The sequence below is a fragment of the Streptomyces sp. NBC_00377 genome (assembly GCF_036075115.1).
In the GTDB taxonomy this organism is placed as follows: Bacteria; Actinomycetota; Actinomycetes; order Streptomycetales; family Streptomycetaceae; genus Streptomyces.
In genome coordinates this window covers 4,567,388-4,582,687 of sequence record NZ_CP107958.1, presented here as the reverse complement: position 1 = coordinate 4,582,687, position 15,300 = coordinate 4,567,388, and the positions used below count along the sequence as shown (strand labels likewise).

Annotated in this window: 13 protein-coding genes; 7 read left to right on the top strand and 6 right to left on the bottom strand. The window is 74.5% G+C overall.

Features of this window, described 5'->3' with window-relative positions; translation table 11 throughout:
* Positions 1–265 precede the first annotated feature (265 nt).
* Both OHS71_RS20580 and OHS71_RS20575 read right to left on the bottom strand, forming a co-directional pair.
* The gene (locus OHS71_RS20580; protein ID WP_328480842.1) at positions 266–2,218 is read right to left on the bottom strand and encodes an FUSC family protein; all 1,953 of its coding nucleotides are present in this window, start codon (positions 2,216–2,218) and stop codon (positions 266–268) included.
* A 180-nt stretch (positions 2,219–2,398) separates the two neighbouring features.
* Positions 2,399–3,211: an alpha/beta fold hydrolase gene (locus tag OHS71_RS20575; protein WP_328480841.1), complete on the bottom strand. Its 813-nt coding sequence runs from the start codon at positions 3,209–3,211 to the stop codon at positions 2,399–2,401.
* A gap of 98 nt (positions 3,212–3,309) precedes the next feature.
* Between OHS71_RS20575 and OHS71_RS20570 the strand changes: the two genes are divergently transcribed.
* On the top strand, positions 3,310–4,686 hold the full coding sequence (locus tag OHS71_RS20570; RefSeq protein WP_328480840.1) for an aminotransferase-like domain-containing protein: 1,377 nt from the start codon (positions 3,310–3,312) through the stop codon (positions 4,684–4,686).
* Here OHS71_RS20570 and OHS71_RS20565 read toward each other — a convergent pair.
* Positions 4,583–5,491, bottom strand: coding sequence for a hypothetical protein (locus OHS71_RS20565; RefSeq protein WP_328480839.1), 909 nt, complete (start codon positions 5,489–5,491; stop codon positions 4,583–4,585). The two genes, OHS71_RS20570 and OHS71_RS20565, sit on opposite strands and share 104 nt — an antisense overlap.
* A 133-nt stretch (positions 5,492–5,624) precedes the next feature.
* Between OHS71_RS20565 and OHS71_RS20560 the strand changes: the two genes are divergently transcribed.
* The gene (locus OHS71_RS20560) at positions 5,625–6,161 is read left to right on the top strand and encodes an SH3 domain-containing protein (protein WP_328480838.1); all 537 of its coding nucleotides are present in this window, start codon (positions 5,625–5,627) and stop codon (positions 6,159–6,161) included.
* Between the two features lie 85 nt (positions 6,162–6,246).
* Here the strand turns inward: OHS71_RS20560 and OHS71_RS20555 are convergent, their stop codons facing one another.
* The gene (locus tag OHS71_RS20555; protein WP_328480837.1) at positions 6,247–6,693 is read right to left on the bottom strand and encodes a hypothetical protein; all 447 of its coding nucleotides are present in this window, start codon (positions 6,691–6,693) and stop codon (positions 6,247–6,249) included.
* Positions 6,694–7,204: 511 nt separating this feature from the next.
* Here OHS71_RS20555 and OHS71_RS20550 point away from each other — a divergent pair.
* Entirely contained in the window at positions 7,205–8,674 is a 1,470-nt protein-coding gene (locus tag OHS71_RS20550; RefSeq protein ID WP_328480836.1) for a hypothetical protein, read from the top strand.
* A gap of 214 nt (positions 8,675–8,888) precedes the next feature.
* Here OHS71_RS20550 and OHS71_RS20545 read toward each other — a convergent pair whose 3' ends face one another.
* Complete coding sequence (locus OHS71_RS20545; RefSeq protein ID WP_328480835.1) at positions 8,889–9,059, bottom strand: hypothetical protein; 171 nt, start codon at positions 9,057–9,059, stop codon at positions 8,889–8,891.
* 131 nt (positions 9,060–9,190) lie between these two features.
* On the opposite strand from OHS71_RS20545, the gene OHS71_RS20540 reads away from it, so the two are divergent.
* Complete coding sequence (locus OHS71_RS20540; RefSeq protein ID WP_328480834.1) at positions 9,191–10,534, top strand: helix-turn-helix domain-containing protein; 1,344 nt, start codon at positions 9,191–9,193, stop codon at positions 10,532–10,534.
* Positions 10,535–10,708: 174 nt separating this feature from the next.
* Complete coding sequence (locus OHS71_RS20535; protein ID WP_328480833.1) at positions 10,709–11,440, top strand: GAF and ANTAR domain-containing protein; 732 nt, start codon at positions 10,709–10,711, stop codon at positions 11,438–11,440.
* Positions 11,441–11,493: 53 nt separating this feature from the next.
* Here OHS71_RS20535 and OHS71_RS20530 read toward each other — a convergent pair whose 3' ends face one another.
* Positions 11,494–12,279, bottom strand: coding sequence for a hypothetical protein (locus OHS71_RS20530; RefSeq protein ID WP_328480832.1), 786 nt, complete (start codon positions 12,277–12,279; stop codon positions 11,494–11,496).
* 476 nt (positions 12,280–12,755) lie between these two features.
* Here OHS71_RS20530 and thrS point away from each other — a divergent pair, with 476 nt between their 5' ends.
* Complete coding sequence (gene thrS, locus OHS71_RS20525; RefSeq protein ID WP_328480831.1) at positions 12,756–14,192, top strand: threonine--tRNA ligase; 1,437 nt, start codon at positions 12,756–12,758, stop codon at positions 14,190–14,192.
* A 91-nt stretch (positions 14,193–14,283) separates the two neighbouring features.
* The gene (locus OHS71_RS20520; RefSeq protein ID WP_328480830.1) at positions 14,284–15,243 is read left to right on the top strand and encodes a nucleoside hydrolase; all 960 of its coding nucleotides are present in this window, start codon (positions 14,284–14,286) and stop codon (positions 15,241–15,243) included.
* Positions 15,244–15,300 lie beyond the last annotated feature (57 nt).

Sequence of the window (15,300 nt, the reverse complement as noted above, 5' to 3'; positions counted from 1 at the left end):
TGGCCAGGACGGACACGTAAGGTTAGCGGCCCCGGGCGGTGATCTTGGGCAGGGGTGAGTGTAAGGAATCCGGGTGTGTCAATACCGCCTCGGCGCCCCCTCCGGGCCGGCCCAACACCCTTGTGACAGCCGGGGCTTCACTCTCCGCTCATCCCGCGGCAGCGCCCGCGCACACACGGGCTCCTGATGTCACGGGCGCATCAAGGATATGTAAAGGGATGTCAAAGGCGCACTGGCTTCTGCCGCTGGTCGGAACGCCGCGCGGTCACCCTTGCGGGTGGGGCGAGGTGATCACCCTCGCCGCCGCGACCTCCTGGCGCAGGGGCTCCAGGACGCTGCCCGGCGGGCCCGTCAGGTCCGTGCGGACGGGGTACAGCATGTCCGTGTCGCGCAGGCCGTCGGCCAGTTCGCGCAGTTGGAGCGTGACATGACCGACCTCCCGCACCGACGGCGGTTCGGCTCCGTGTTTCACCCGGACCCGGGCCGCTGTCGTCGCGTCCACGATGCGTTCCACCGCGACGACCAGCGGCCACCAGGCCGCGGCCCGGCGTCCGGTGGGCGGGGGCTCGGTCAGGGCGCGCTGGAACTCCGTACGGATGACGGACAGGTCGCGATAGAGGCGGCGGCGCATCCGGGCGCGCTCGGCGGGGTCGACGTCGGGGCCGAAGGCCGAGTCGACGTAGCGGGCGGTGTCGGCGACGGCGTCCGCCAGCCGGTCGCCGACCCTGGTGTGCCAGCTCTCCGGCCAGAGCAGGTAGCCCGCCACGAGCGCGATGCCGCAGCCGATCAGCGAGTCCACCAGGCGGGGCAGCAGGAGCGCCGTGCCCTGGTGGTTCAGGATGTCCGACAGCAGCAGGATGACCGGGGTGATCGCGGCGGTCTGGTAGCCGTACCCGCGGGGTGTCAGGGCCGGGATCAGCGGGGCCAGCAGCAGCATCGCCGGGACATCCCACCACCCGCGCGGCACCTGGGACAGCACCGCCGCCGCGACCACCAGCCCGGCCACCGTGCCCAGCGCCCGCAGCAGCGCCCGGGAGAACACCGAGCCGAAGTCGGGCTTCATCACGAAGGTGATGGTCAGGGCCACCCAGTAGGAGCGCGGCACCGGGACGCTCGAGACCAGCACCTGGGCGAGGCCGATGCACAGCGCCAGCCGCAGGCCGTAGCGCCAGGACGCGGCGGAGAGGGCGACGTCGCGGGTGGCGCGGGCGGCGCGGACCCGCAGGCCCGCCGGCCGGCCGAGCCGGTCGTCGACGCCCCCGGGGTCGAGGTCGGGGGCGGCGACCACCTCGGCCGCGTGCCGCAGGGCGTGATCGACGGCGCGGGCGGTCTCGGAGCCGGGCTCGGGCAGCCGGAGTCCTATCGGTCCGGTGAAGCCGGTCTCCACCGCCCGCGCGAGGTGGCGCACGGCCGTGGGGACCTCCGCCGGGAGCGGGCGGCCGTTCAGATGGGCCGCGGGGGCCGCCTCCACCACCGGGGTGATGGCGTTCAGCTCGGCCACCAGTCGTGTCAGTTCGGGACTGCGGCCGTGGTGTCCCGTGCGGCGGGCGAGGACGAGGTCGTAGGACTGGTTCAGGGACTGGGTGACGGTGTGGCGGGCGTCCTCGTACTCGCCGGGGACCTGGCTGCCGCAGGCGGCCAGCAGGTCGGCGACCGTGCGGTAGGCGGCGGCGACGGCCGTGCGTTCCGGCACTCCGGAGCGCAGCGGCCAGGCCAGCAGGGCGAGGAGCAGGACGAGGAGTCCGCCGCCGGTCATCAGGGCCGGCGCCAGCCACCACTCGCCCGGCATCGACAGCCCGGCCCCCACCACGGAGTTGAGCAGGAGCAGCAGCCCGGAGACGGAGGCCACGGCCCCGATCGTCGAGATCATCCCGGAGACCAGGGCCACGCCGGTGACGACGGTGACCGCGAGCCACCCGTGTCCGTACACGGCGGATCCCAGGGTGACGCCCACCGCCCCGAACAGCTGCGGGATCGCGATGTTCATGATCCGCATGCGGTAGGCGTCGGCGGTGTCGCCGATGACGCCGGACAGGGCGCCCATGGAGGCGAGCGCGCCGTAAGCGGGCTGTCCTGCGGCGAGGCCGATCAGCAGCGGCAGCGACATGGCGAGCGCGGCGCGGGCGACGGCGGGCCGGTTGACGGCGGACGGTGCAGAGCGGAGGTTCCGGACCAGCCAGTCGGGAGGGGTGAGGCCGATGGGGAACTCGCGGGACATGCGCTCATTATGAGCGGCGGGATTCGGCCGAACGGGTCCGAGGTCCGGGTTGTCCGGGTTGGTGGAGAGTGATGTTCACGACCGGTGCGCGGTGCGCGGTGCGCGGTGCGCGGCGGGCGGTGCCGTCGAGGCGGAGGAAGCGGGCGTCGCTCGCCGAGCGGTTCTCGGGTCCGGCCCCTTTCATGTGGGCCGCGTCCCCGTTCCCGGGGGCCGGGTCCCCGTGTTCGCCAGGAATTCGGCCAACACCCTGTTGAACTCGTCCGGACGCTCCAGGTTCGGCAGGTGGGCCGCGCCCTCGACGATCCGCAGCGCCGAGTGCGGGAGTGCCGCGTGCATCGCTTCCGCGTCCGGGACGGGGGTGTACTCGTCGTCCTCGCCGACGACGACCAGGGCTGGGGCGGTGACGCGGGTCAGCAGGGGCCGGTAGTCGGGGCGTTCGGCCCGGCCGCGCAGGGCGGCCGCCGCGCCCTCGGGAGACGTCGCCGTCATCATGCGGTGGACGTGGGCCTTGACCTCGGGGGCCGCGTACGGGGCGACCATCTTCTCCAGGACCTCGTCGGCGTAGCCCCGCATGCCCTCCGCCAGCAGCCGGTCGGCCATCGCGTTGCGTGCCAGTCGGCCGCCCGGGGTCTCCGGGGCCGGGAAGGTGTCGGCGAGGACCAGGCCCCGGACGCGGTCGGGGAACTGCCGGTAGAGGTCCATCGCGATCTGACCGCCCATCGACAGCCCGGCCAGCACGAAGTCCGCCACCTTCAGTTCGTCCAGGAGCGCGGCGATGTCCTGGGCGAAGTCGGAGAGCAGCGTGATGCCGGGGACCACCGGGGAGGCGCCGTAGCCGCGCAGGTCGGGGGCGATCACCCGGCGGGAGGTGGAGAACGCCTCGATCTGGGGGGCCCACATGGTGCGGTCGAAGGGGTGGCCGTGGACGAGGACCAGGGGGACCGCCGGGGGCGTATCCGCGCCTTTGTCCTCGTATGCGAGGAAGGGTGCCATGGGAGCGACAGTAGGGCGGGCCGGTTTCTCGGTGCAATAAGATCTTTGCCCTCGGTGCAATCCTGGTCGAAGCTCGAAGGAAGGTTTCTGGAGGGCTCATGGCCGACTTCCGGCTCATCGCCGACCGCATCGCGGACGACATCACCGCCGGACGGCTGCGCCCCGGCCAACGCCTGCCCCCGCAAAGGTGGTTCGCGCGCCGGCACCGGATCGCGCCCTCGACGGCCGGGCGCGTGTACGGCGAACTCGTGCGGCGGGGGCTGGTGGTGGGCGAGGTGGGCCGGGGGACGTTCGTGCGGGCCGCCCCGGCCGTGGGGCAGGGGAGGGCGCTCGTCGAGCCGGCCACCTCCGCACCCGTCAACCTGGAGCTCAACTACCCGACCGCAGAGGGGCAGGCGGAGCTTCTCGCGGCCTCCCTCGCACCGCTGCTGCGGACCGACGTGCTGACCGACGCCCTGCGTCCGGCCGCCGCCGACGGGACAGCGGCAGCACGTGAGAGCGCCGCCCGGCTCCTCGCCCAGCCGCGGTGGCGGCCGGACCCCGCACAGATCCTGTTCACCGGCAACGCCCGGCAGGCCATCGCCGCCGCCCTCGCCTCCCTGGTCCGGCCGGGCGGCCGGGTCGGGGTGGAGGAGCTGACGTACCCGCTGGTCAAGGAGATCGCCGGGCGGCTGGGAGTGGCCCTCGTACCGCTCGCCGGCGACGCGGAAGGAGTACGGCCGGACGTCCTCGCCGCCGTCCATCGTGCCGCCCCGCTCTCCGCCCTCTACCTTCAGCCGACGCTCCACAATCCGACGTCCTCCACCATGAGCGAGCGAAGGCGGCGCGAACTCGGCCGTCTCGTGGTGGAGTCGGGGCTGCCGGTCGTCGAGGACCGCATCTGGTCCTTCCTCCGCCCGGACGCCGCCGCGTTCGCCGCCCACGCCCCCGGGCTCACCCACGTCGTCGACGGTCTGTCCAAACGGGTCGCGCCGGGCCTGACCGTCGGCTTCCTCGTCGTGCCGCACGAGCGGGTGGAGGCCGTCGCGGCCGCGGTGCGGTCCGGCGGGTGGAGTGCGGCCCGGTTCGCGATGGAGGCGGCCGTGCGGTGGACGGGGGACGGGGTGGTGCGGCGGCTCGTCGAGGCGAAACGGGCGGACGCCGCCCGGCGGCAGGCGATCCTCACCGAGCATCTCGTCCAGCCCCACGACTGGGTGAGCGGGCGCCTCGGCGGCGGGTCCGTACGGACCGATCCGCACGCCTGCTTCGCCTGGTGGGAACTGCCCGCGCCCTGGCGGGCCGACACCTTCACCGCCGCCGCGGCGGCGCACGGCATCGCGGTGACCCCGGGGACCGCCTTCGCCGTCGACCCGCACCGCACCCCGGACGCGGTCAGGCTCGGACTCGCGTCGGCTCCGGAGGCGGAGCTGGCACGGGCGCTGCGCACGCTCGCCGGCGTCGCAGCAGCCGGACCGCCGGGGAGCGGGGGCGGGTGAGCCAGGTGGCCGCCGCCACCGTCAGGCCCAGGGCGAGCAGCAGCCAGGAGGCCGTGCGCAGGGTCGCGGTGAGCGCGTCGTACACCGCGCCCGCCGCCGGGCGGTGGGCCGCGTCGGGGAGGTCGGACAGGGTCAGGCGGCGGGCGATCGCGACGGCGAGACCCAGCAACGCCCCGCCCAGGGCGGTGCCTAGGGCCGTCGCCGTCACCGCCCGGCGGCGGCAGGCCGCCACGGCGATACCGGCCACCGCGAACAGGACGGCCGCCAGGGGCAGCCAGAAACCGGCTACGTCGAGCACGTGGTAGCCCTTCCGGAGTACGGCCAGTTCACCTGGCGGGAGAAGTGCGACGCGGGTGTGGCGCACCGGCACGCGGTCGGCGAACGGCATGCGGTCGGCGGCCAGTTGGCGTTTCAGCGGTGAGGTCACGGACGCGAGGTCCATGGTGACCGGGTAGGAGTCGCGGTCGGCGCTCTCGTCGTTCAGTGCCCTCATCACGGCCGTGTGGGCCGCCTCGTTGCCCGCGTCCCAGGCCCTGCGGTAGGCGCGGGTCGCGGTGAAGGAACGGACCGCGTCGCGCAGGAAGACCGGGTTCATCCCGGCCTCACGTGCCACCCCGTCACCCACCGTGTCGGCGACGGCGTCCCGTACGGCCGGGTCGGAGGCGAGCGGCGCCATCGTGGTGACGTAACCGCGGGTGTCGGTCAGGCCGTACGCCGCCCAGGCCGCGAGCGCGCCGAACGGCACGAGCAGGCAGGACAGCGCGACGAGGACGGCCGACAGGGCGGTCCGCAGGCTTGGGGACACCTCTCCAGGCAACGGGCCCCGGGCCCGGAGCGCGAGCCCATGACGGCCGTCCGGGTGGCGTGCCGGCCACGCCTTCCGGTGGAGGGTTCATCCGAACGGGTGTTTCCTGGATCTGGGGAGAAGGAGGTCGATCATGCGCACCACTTTGGCCCTGCGGACTCTGGCCGCAGCCCTGTTCGCCGGTGGCACCCTCGCCGGCGCGACGCTGGGCACCACGGCGTCGGCGGCCCCACAGACCGGCGGCGGCGACGGAAACAGCCCGATCCGGGGCACCGTCGTCTCCCGCACCGAGCTGAACGTGCGACAGGAACCCACCACCCACGCGCCCGTCGTCGCCGCGCTCGCGCCCGGCAGCCACGACCGTGTGCAGTGCAGGGTGAAGGGCCAGAGCGTCAACGGCAACCCGGACTGGTACTGGCTCTACGACGCCCAGGGCTGGGCCGGCGCGGCCCTGATCGACACCGGCGGCGTACGGGTGCCCGACTGCGCCGACCCGTGCCCGCGGTGGAAGAACGGCGACTGGACGAACTGGGACGACCCGTTCACCGACAGCTCGTTCCGCGTCTCGGCCTCCGGCTCGTTCAGCTTCTCGGGCTCCTGGAGCTTCAGCGTCGGCGGAACGTCAGGTACCTCGTCGGGTGACTGGGAGTGGGTCCCGGTCGGCCGGTGAGTGGAGGGATGAGGGAAGGCACGGGCCCCGGCGTACAACGCCGGGGCCCGTGTACGTCCTGACGCGGACGCGGTCGGTGGTCGGGTCAGCGGATGCGGTGTCCGGCCGCGTCCTCGCGCGTGTAGTAGCGGAAGAACAGCGTCGCGAAGACGGCGCCCGCGATCACCAGGCCCATGCCCGCGGAGCGCAGGACGGCTTCGTCGGCCTGGCTGTACAGGAAACCGAAGGCGCAGCCGGCGAACACGGACCACAGCAGGGCGTGCAGTTCGCGCCGCAGGTGCGGGGCCAGGGCGTGGATGCCCAGGTAGAGCGCCGCGAACACGATCGCGCTGACGAAGCCCAGCAGGAGGTTCCAGCTGGTGATCGGGCCACCGTCACGGTTGTTGGCCGCGCACCAGTAGCCGTAGACGAGTCCCAGGACCACGGCTGTCGTCGCCTGCGCGATCCGGTGGGTCCGTGCGCTGAAGACGTCGGGTGTACGGGTGCGTGCGGGCGTGGGCCGCATGCCCGGTGTGGGTGCCGCGTGAGCCATGAGAGCACTCCTCTCTCTCGCCCCCGCCTTCCAGGGCACACCTGTGCGGAGACGGTGGCAAGTCGGCTGCACCGGGTTTGTCCGCGGGATCTCGCCCAGCGGCGTGCGGCGGGTCGCGGACAGCGCCGGTGCGCGGGACCCGGGCTCCGTCCGGACCAGGCGCTCCGCCCGCTGCCGCCGGGCTCGGGCTGCCGCGGCCACGCGCCCCCGCCCGAGACCGTCCCCGGATGCGGGCGGTCCGCCCTCGTGCTTCGCTGACCTCATGAGGTGCGGCATCCGCCGTTCGCCCCGCACCCGCACCCGCACCCGCACCCGCATCCCCACCCTGACCGGGGCCGCACCGCCCGGGGCGCCCGGGGCGCCGGGAGCGCCGAAGCCGCGACCGTCGCCGCCGCCCGACGAAGGCCCCGTACGGGGACGTTTGCAGTCCTGAGGCTCCCCTTTGCAGCAGCAGCGGTTACGGTGCTGAGGTACGTGATCGACAGGGGAGGGGACCATGCGGGAGGGGACCATGCCCGGAACCGTGCTGCTGCTCGCGGCCTCGCCCATGGGCAAGGGGTGCCTGGTGGACGCGGCCTCCGTACTTCCCGTGCTGGCCGCCGTGCCGCCTCCCGTACTGGCCGGCACCGACACCGCGAACGTCGTCGAGCTCGCCGATCCGCTGGAACCGCAGGCCGTGCTGACCCGGCTGCGGGCCGCCGCGGTGACCCCCGGGCCGCTTACCCTGTTCGTCGCGGGGCAGCTGCAACTGGACCGGCGGCAGCGGTTGCCGCACCTGGCGCTCGCCCGTACAACGGCCGCGACCGTGCGGTACACGGCGTTCCCCTGGCACTGGTTCCGGGAGGAGCTGCGGCTGCGGGCGCCCGGGTCCACGACGGTCGTGCTCGATCTGCGCGCGGACCCGGAGACCTGGGGCTGGCTGCGGGGGAACGTCCTGGACTGCGGGACCGCGGTGGCCGTGTACGGGCGGATCGCCCCGCCACCGGGACGGCGGGCCGTCGCCGCACCGTCGTACATGAAGGCGGTCGCGACGATACTGCGCAGCGGCGGCCGTCCGGCGGTCGAACGGCTGCACCAGGCGGCGCTGGCCCGGATCGCGGGCGAGGGAGAGGTGGGCGACCTGGTCTTCTCCCCCTCGACCGCACCGATGACGGCGTCGGCACCGATGTCTGCGTCCCCACCCATGGCCCCGCCGGCACCGATCACTGCATTCGCACCGGTCATCCCGTCCGCACCCGCAACCTCGCCCGGGCCTGTCGCGTCGGCCGTGCCCGTGCCCGTGCCCGTGCCCGTGCCCGCATCCGCAACCTCGCCCGTGCCCCTGCCCGCAACCTCGCCCGCGCCCGTCGTGTCGGCCGTGCCCGCCGCCCGGGCCGTGTCCGGTGCCTCCGGTGTGCCCGCCGCTTCGGCCATACCCGTCGTCTACGTATCCCCGCCCGCCGCTCTGCCCCCGGCCCCCGGCGCACCCGCCATCCCCGGCGCACCTGCTCTCTCCGTCGTACCCGCCGTCCCCGCCGGCGTCTCCGTCCCCTCCGGTGTCCCCAGCGTCCCCGGCGCCTCCGATCCGCATGCCGCCCTTTCCACCGCCGTCCGGGCCGGGCGGCACGGTGAGGCCGATGTGCTTGCGGCTCGCCTGGAGCAGGACGCCGTCGCGGAGCTGGGGCCCGGGTCCGAGGAGGCGCTGCACTGGGCCGAGGTGCGGGCGGACCTGGCGATGTTCGCGGGGGACGCCGAGCGCAGTTGCCGTACCTGGATGGCGGTCGCCGTCGCGCGGCTGGAGGTCGGCCAGCCGGTCGACGCGCCCGCCGTGGAGGCGGCGGTCGACCGGGCGCACCACCAGTGGGGCCGGATCACCGACGCCCCGCGGGCCCGTGCGCTGGGCCAGGCGATCGCGGAGTTGCGCGCCCGGGTACCGGGCCGGCACGAGGGCGCGCTGGACCACGTCCAGCAGCAGCTTCGCCAGTTGCAGACGCAGGGGTGAGCCGCGGCTGACCGGGGCGGGGCCCTGGCCGTGTCCGCAAAGTCCCGCCGGCCCGCGGCGCCCGGCACGCACTCCCCCGGAGGGGGCCCCGGCCGCGTTGCCGGGATCACCCACGTACACCCGGTACGAGGGCGGCCCTCCGCCCGGCGATCGCACGCACCGGACGCCGCGAGCCCTGCCCTTCGGGCCGTCGGCGCTGCTTCGCGGACCCGGTCTAGCGGCGGTCCGCCGTGTCGTGGTGGGCGGGGCGGGAGGCCGGTGTGGTGTCCGCGGCTCCGGCCGGGCCCGCGTTGGCCGCGGTGATCAGGGCCGCGACGGCCAGCACCGCCGCGGCGACGGCCCTGGCGATGGGCGTGGAAGGGCGTGCGGATGTGCGTCCGGACACGGCTACCTCGCAACGTCGGCTACTGCGATACTCACGTCAGCCAGCTGTTAAGCGTGCTTAACTCGCCGTTTAACCTATGGGCTGCGATAGTCCAACGGCAAGAGGCACAGGGGTAGTTGGGGGAGACGGCCGTGGGAGAGCGGGACGAACCGGACGTCGTGGGGCGCCGGGTGCAGCGGTTGCGTGTCGAACGAGGGCTCACGCAGCGGCAGCTGGCCGAGCCGACCTACACCCCTGCCTATGTCTCCACGCTGGAGGCCGGCCGGGTGCGGCCCTCCGACGAGGCGCTCAAACACATCGCCGAGCGGCTCGGCGTCGACTTCGAGGAGCTGGCGACCGGACGGCCCGCCCGTCTCGTCACCGATCTGCGGCTCCGTCTCATCGAGGCCCAGCGGGCGCTGGCCACCGGAGAGGCCGAGGAAGCGGCCCTCCAGTACACCGCGCTGCTCACCGAGGCGCAGGAGAACGGGCTCGACGAGGAGCAGGCCACCGCGCTGCTCGGCCTCGGGGAGTGCGGGATCGACACGGGCGACCTGGACGCGGCGCTGCGCTGCTTCGAGCGCGCCGAGGCCGCTCTCGCGCACGCGCCGCTGCCCGCCCGCGTCCCCGCCCTGCGCGGCCGGGCCGTCGCCCACTACCTCGCCGGTGAACTCCGTTACGCCGTCTACCTGCTGGAGTCGACCCTCGACGAGCTCAACCGGGGCGGGCTGCACGACCCCGACGCGCTGCTGCTGCTCTACGCCTCCGTCATCGGCCCGTACATGGACATGGGCGCCCAGGCCCGCGCCGCACAGGCCGCCGAGTTCGCCCTCGCCCTCGCGCCCCAGGTCGGCGACCCCGCGCTGGTCGCCCGCATGCACCGGTCCGTCGCCCGCACGCTCCTCGCGGAGGGCCGCCTCGCGGAGGCCGACGCCTCGCTGGCCAAGGCCTCCGAGCTCTACCGGCAGCTCCAGCTTCGTACCGAACTCGCCAACTGCCACTGGATGCGCGGCTACGTCTACGCCCAGAACGGCGAACTGGGGCGTGCCGAGGACGAGTTGAAGCAGGCGCAGGCGATGCTGTCGGCCCAGCGTGCCGCGCTCTACAGCAGCCAGGTCGCCGTCGAGCTGGCCGACGTCCTGCACCGGCGGGGCAGGTCGGAGGAGGCCGCCGCGCTGCTGCACACCGTGCTCGGCGACCTGTCGCCCGAGCGCGGCGCCGTGCACTCGGCAGGGGCGCACCGGCTGCTCGGGATCATCGCCGAGGACGCGCGGGACACGGAGGCGGCGGAGGAGCACTATGTGCGGGCGCTGAGTCTGCTGGAGCGGGCGGGCGCGGCCGGGGATCTCGCCGATCTCTGCCGCATGCTGGGGGATCTGCTGCGCCGTACGGGGCGCGTCGAGGCGGCTCTGGACGCGTACCGTACGGGCCTCGGTCACCGTACGGCGCCCGGCACCACGACGCTGGGACCCGCGCCCGCGCAGCCGCCGCTGTAGTCGTCCCGCGGCCGCCGTCCGGCTGCCCGCCCTGCCCGCCCGCGCCCTTCTCCTCGTCCCGCCCCCGGAACGGCCCGCGGACCCGTACGAGAAGTCGTGGCCGCCGCCGATTTCCCGGATGGGCGCTGGGTACCCGGCGGACCGCAGGGGGGAGCCGGTCCGTGGACGGAGGTGATGACCGTGGGCCACCTGGAACGTGACCGGGTCGCCGAAGTCATCGCCGAGGAGATGTGTGGCGCCGGTCCGCCCGAGGTGCCGCAGCGGCTGTGCGACGCGGTGATGCAGCTGCTGCCGGTCAGCGGGGCAGGTCTGTCGCTGCGCGGCGACGGGATGCCGGTGCCGCTGGGCGCGAGCGGTGAGCGGGCCGCCCGGGTCATGGAGATAGAGGTCACGCTGGGGGACGGCCCCTGTCTGGAGGCGGCCGGATCCGGTTCCATGGTCTGCGCGCCGGACCTGCTGTCGAACCGGGACGCCTTCCGCTGGCCGGTGTTCGCCCAGCAGGCGTCGGCCGCCGGGGTGCGGTCGGTGTACGCGCTGCCGCTGGGCGACCGCGCACTGTGCGTCGGCACCCTCGACCTCTACCGGGACGTACCGGGCGAGCTCACCGCCGACGAGGTCCGTACGGCCCGGGTGGTCGCCGAGGTCCTGACTGCGGCGCTGCTGGCGCTGTCGCGGGTCGCGCCGCAGGACGCGGAGAACCTCGGCCACGGGCTCAGCCCGCTGGCCGCCGAACACGACGAGGTGTACCAGGCCGTCGGGATGGTGATGGCCCAGCTCGGCGTCCCGGCGGACGAGGCGCTGTCGCTGCTGCGGGGCCACGCCTTCGCGAAGGACCGCACCGTGCTGGAGCTGGCCCACGAGGTGGTCGCCCAGCGGACGCGCTTCGACGGCCATCCGATTGTCTGAGCCCGCTCCCGCCCGGGCCTCCGACCTGCACCTTCCCTGGACCTGCACCTTCTCTAGACCTGCACCTTCCCTTGCTGTCTGACGTCCGCCAGGCGCCGGACGCCCAGCTGTACCGCCGCCTGGGTCGCCGCGTTCGGCGCGTCGTTCAGGCCGCCGTTGGTGAGGGCGAACGCGTCCTCTCCGGCCCGGACGGCGGCGACGTCGAGGGTGAGGGCGGTCGGGTCGCCGCCGGGGTTGTCCTCGGCGGAGGCCCAGATGGTCAGCGTCACGCGCAGGCCCTGGCGGACGTCGCCCACCTCGGGCAGTGGCAGCTCGGAGACCTGCACGTCCAGCACGGTGTCGCCGGTCGCCTGCGCCATGAACCGGGCGCACTTCTGCGGCATCGTCCTCAACCAGGCCAGCCCGCGGTCGACGTCCGCCGGGCGGCCGCCGCTGAGCTGGTAGCGGAGCTGCGCGCCGGCGTCCGGGTCGTCGAGCCCGACGACCGCGCGGGCGGGGCCGCCGAGCACCTCGTCGGCGTAGAGGGCGTCGAGCAGTTTCTGGCAGTCGGGGGTGGAGGTGGTCGCCTTGAGCATCCCGTCCCGCCAGGTGGCGGCGCCCTGTGTCTTGGTCCAGGGCGGGCCGAGGTCGGTCTCGGTGATGAGGGCGGCGCGCGCCTGCGCCTCGGTGAGGACGGGGGAGGTCGTCGGTGCGGTGGGCCGGGCCGACGACCGCTCGACGGTGGGAGTGGCCGGGGCGGCGGTCGGCGGGTGCTCGAGACCCAGGGTGGCGCAGCCGGTCGTGCCGGTGGCGACCGGGGCGAGGAGAAGAATGGAGGCCAGGAGGGGCGTACGGGCCATCGGGGGGTGCCTCCAGAGGTGCGCGCGGTGCCGAGAGGTGTGCCGGGAGTGCCGGGCTGTGCGGGGTGGCGCCGGAGTGCCTCCTCCCACGGCAGCACCGGTGCCGCGGGCCGACCAGCGCGGCGGGCCGTACGGGTTACCGGCGTTGGTGCGAGCGGGTGGCGGGGCGGAGGGCGGGGGCGTGGGCGGAGCTGCGGGCCGGGTCGCGGGCAGGACGTGGGCAGGGGCGCGGACCGGAGTGGACCGGAGTGGACCGGAGTGGGCCGGGGCGGGCCGGTGCGGGAAATCGGATCGCGCGCCGCCTGATCCCGTTGCTACGGTCGGCGGTATGAAGCGTGCCCAGCCGTTCCTCACGACGACGCCGGACTCCGTCCCGGCGCGCTGATCCACGACTGGATGTCCGAAGCCCCGGGGCGAGTGCCCCGGGGCTTCGTCGTTCCCGGCTCTCGCCCCACCCCGAGCGAGGGAGCCCCACCATGAACCCCCACGACCACATCAGCGACCGCGCCGAGGACCTCGACCGCCGCCCCGTCCAGGAGCGGGACCACGGCCAGGACCGGGACCATGACGGCGAACGCCTGGAGGACCGGGACCGGGACGGCGACCGCCCCGAGGACCGCGACCGTGACCCCGCCCAGGACCGCGACCGTGACCCCGCCCAGGACCGGGACCGCGACGGCGACCCCGCTCATGCTCCCGCCCATGACCACCGGCGCCTGGGCCGGGAGTTGGGTCTCTTCGGCACCGACCCCCTGATGGGCGCGGGGCTGCCGTACTGGCTGCCCGACGGCGCGGTCGTACGGCACGCCCTGGAGGAGTACGTACGCCAGGCCGAGCGCGCCGCCGGATACCGGCACGTGTACTCGCCGGTCCTCGGCAAACGCGAGCTGTACGAGATCTCGGGCCACTGGGAGCACTACAGCGAGGACATGTTCCCGCCGATGGAGCTGGGTGCCGAGCAGGTCGTGCTGCGGCCCAGCCTCTGCCCCCACCATGCGCTCATCTACCGCTCCCGCTCCCGCAGCTACCGCGAACTGCCTCTTCGTATCGCGGAGTTGGGCGGCATGTACCGCTCCGAGCCGTCCGGTGTGCTCGGCGGGCTGACCAGAGTGCGGGCGATCCAGCTGAACGACGCCCATATCTTCTGCACCCTGGAGCAGGTTGTCGACGAGGCCCGGGGCGCCCTGGAGCTGATCGGCCGCGCCTATGCGGACCTGGGGATCCGCCCGGCCGGGTACCGGCTCTCCCTGCCGGGTGCGGGCGGCAAGTACATCGCCGATCCGCAGCTGTGGCGCCGGGCCGGCGATCTGCTCCGGCAGGTCCTGCGGGAGGCGGGCGTCGCCTACGAGGCAGTCGAGGGCGAGGCCGCCTTCTACGGTCCGAAGATCGACGTGCAGATCACCGACCGGGCCGGCCGCGAGGCGACCCTCTCCACCGTCCAGGTCGACTTCCACCAGCCGGAACGCTTCGGCCTGCACTACATCGGCGCCGACGGTGCGAAACACCGCCCGGTGATGGTGCACCGCAGCATCATCGGCAGTGTGGAACGGGCCGTGGCGCATCTCCTCGAGGAACACGGCGGCGCGTTCCCGGTGTGGCTGGCGCCCGTCCAGCTGGTCGTGCTGCCGGTGTCGCAGGCGCAGGGGGAACGGGCGGCGGAGCTGGTGCGGCGGGCGGAGGCGGCCGGACTGCGGGCGGAGCTCGCCGGCCCGGAGCGGGGCAGCCTCGGGGCCCGGGTGCGGGCGGCGCGGCTGGTTCCGTACCGGGCGGTGATCGGGGAGCGGGAGGCGCGGGGCGGTCTGGCCGCCGTCCGGCTGCGCGACGGCCGCCGGCCGGGGGCACTGTCCGCCGACGAGCTGGTCCGCCGGATCGGGGAGCGGGCGGCGGCGCGCGGAACCGGCCTGTGGGGGTGACCGGCCCGCGCCGCAGCGGGACGGGTGGTGACGGACCCGTCCGCATAGGGTCGGTGGCGACGGCGACCGTGGTGCGGAAGGAGTCCCGAAGGTGACCGAGCAGCCCATTCCCGTGATCATCGACTGTGACACGGGTGTCGACGACGCCCTCGCCCTGCTGTTCGCCGTCCGCCATCCCGGCCTGGACGTGCGGGCGGTGACGTGCGTGGCCGGGAACACGGACGTGGACGGCGTGGTCCGCAACACGCTCACCGTGCTGGAGTACGCGGGCGCCGGTGACGTCCCCGTCGCCCGGGGTGCCGAGCGGCCGCTGATCGAGCCGGTTCGCACGGCGTCGCACGTGCACGGACAGGACGGCATGGGCGACCTGGGTCTGCCCGCCCCGACCCGCAGGCCGGTCGACGTCGACGCGGTCACGCTGCTGCGCCGGGAGATCCTCGCCTCCCCGCGTCCGGTCACCCTGGTCCCCACCGCCCCGCTGACGAACATCGCCCTCCTGCTGCGCACCCATCCGGAGGTGACCCGCAACATCGAGCGGATCGTCTTCATGGGCGGCGCGGTGACGACCGGGAACGCCACGCCGGTCGCGGAGTTCAACGTGTGGCACGACCCGGAGGCGGCCGCGATCCTGCTCACCGCGGGCGTGCCGATCACCATGTACGGCCTGGACGTGTTCAAGCGGGTCCTGGTCCCGGCGGCGGACGTGGCGCGGCTGCGGGCGAGTGCGGAGCCCCGGCTCCGGCTGGCGGGCGAACTCCTCGCCCACCGCGACCCGGCCACCTCCGGCGACCCCACCCCGACCGGCGGTCTCGGCGACGCGGGAGCGGTCTGCGCGGTGGCCGACCCGGCGGGCCTGACCACCGAGCTGCTCCCGGTCGAGGTCTCGCTCGCCCCCGGACCGGCCCGCGGTCAGACGGTCGTCGACCGCCGTCCGCGCCCCGGTGAGTCCGAGATCCACGGGGGCGCCCGCGAACAGAGGCTCGTGGACGTGGCGTTGGACGTGGATGTGGAGCGTTACGTGAAGCTGTGGCTGACGGCCGTGGAGGGCTAGGAGGGGCCCCGGCTGCCCAGGAGCCGGACGGGGGGCCCGGAGCAGCGCCCCGGACCC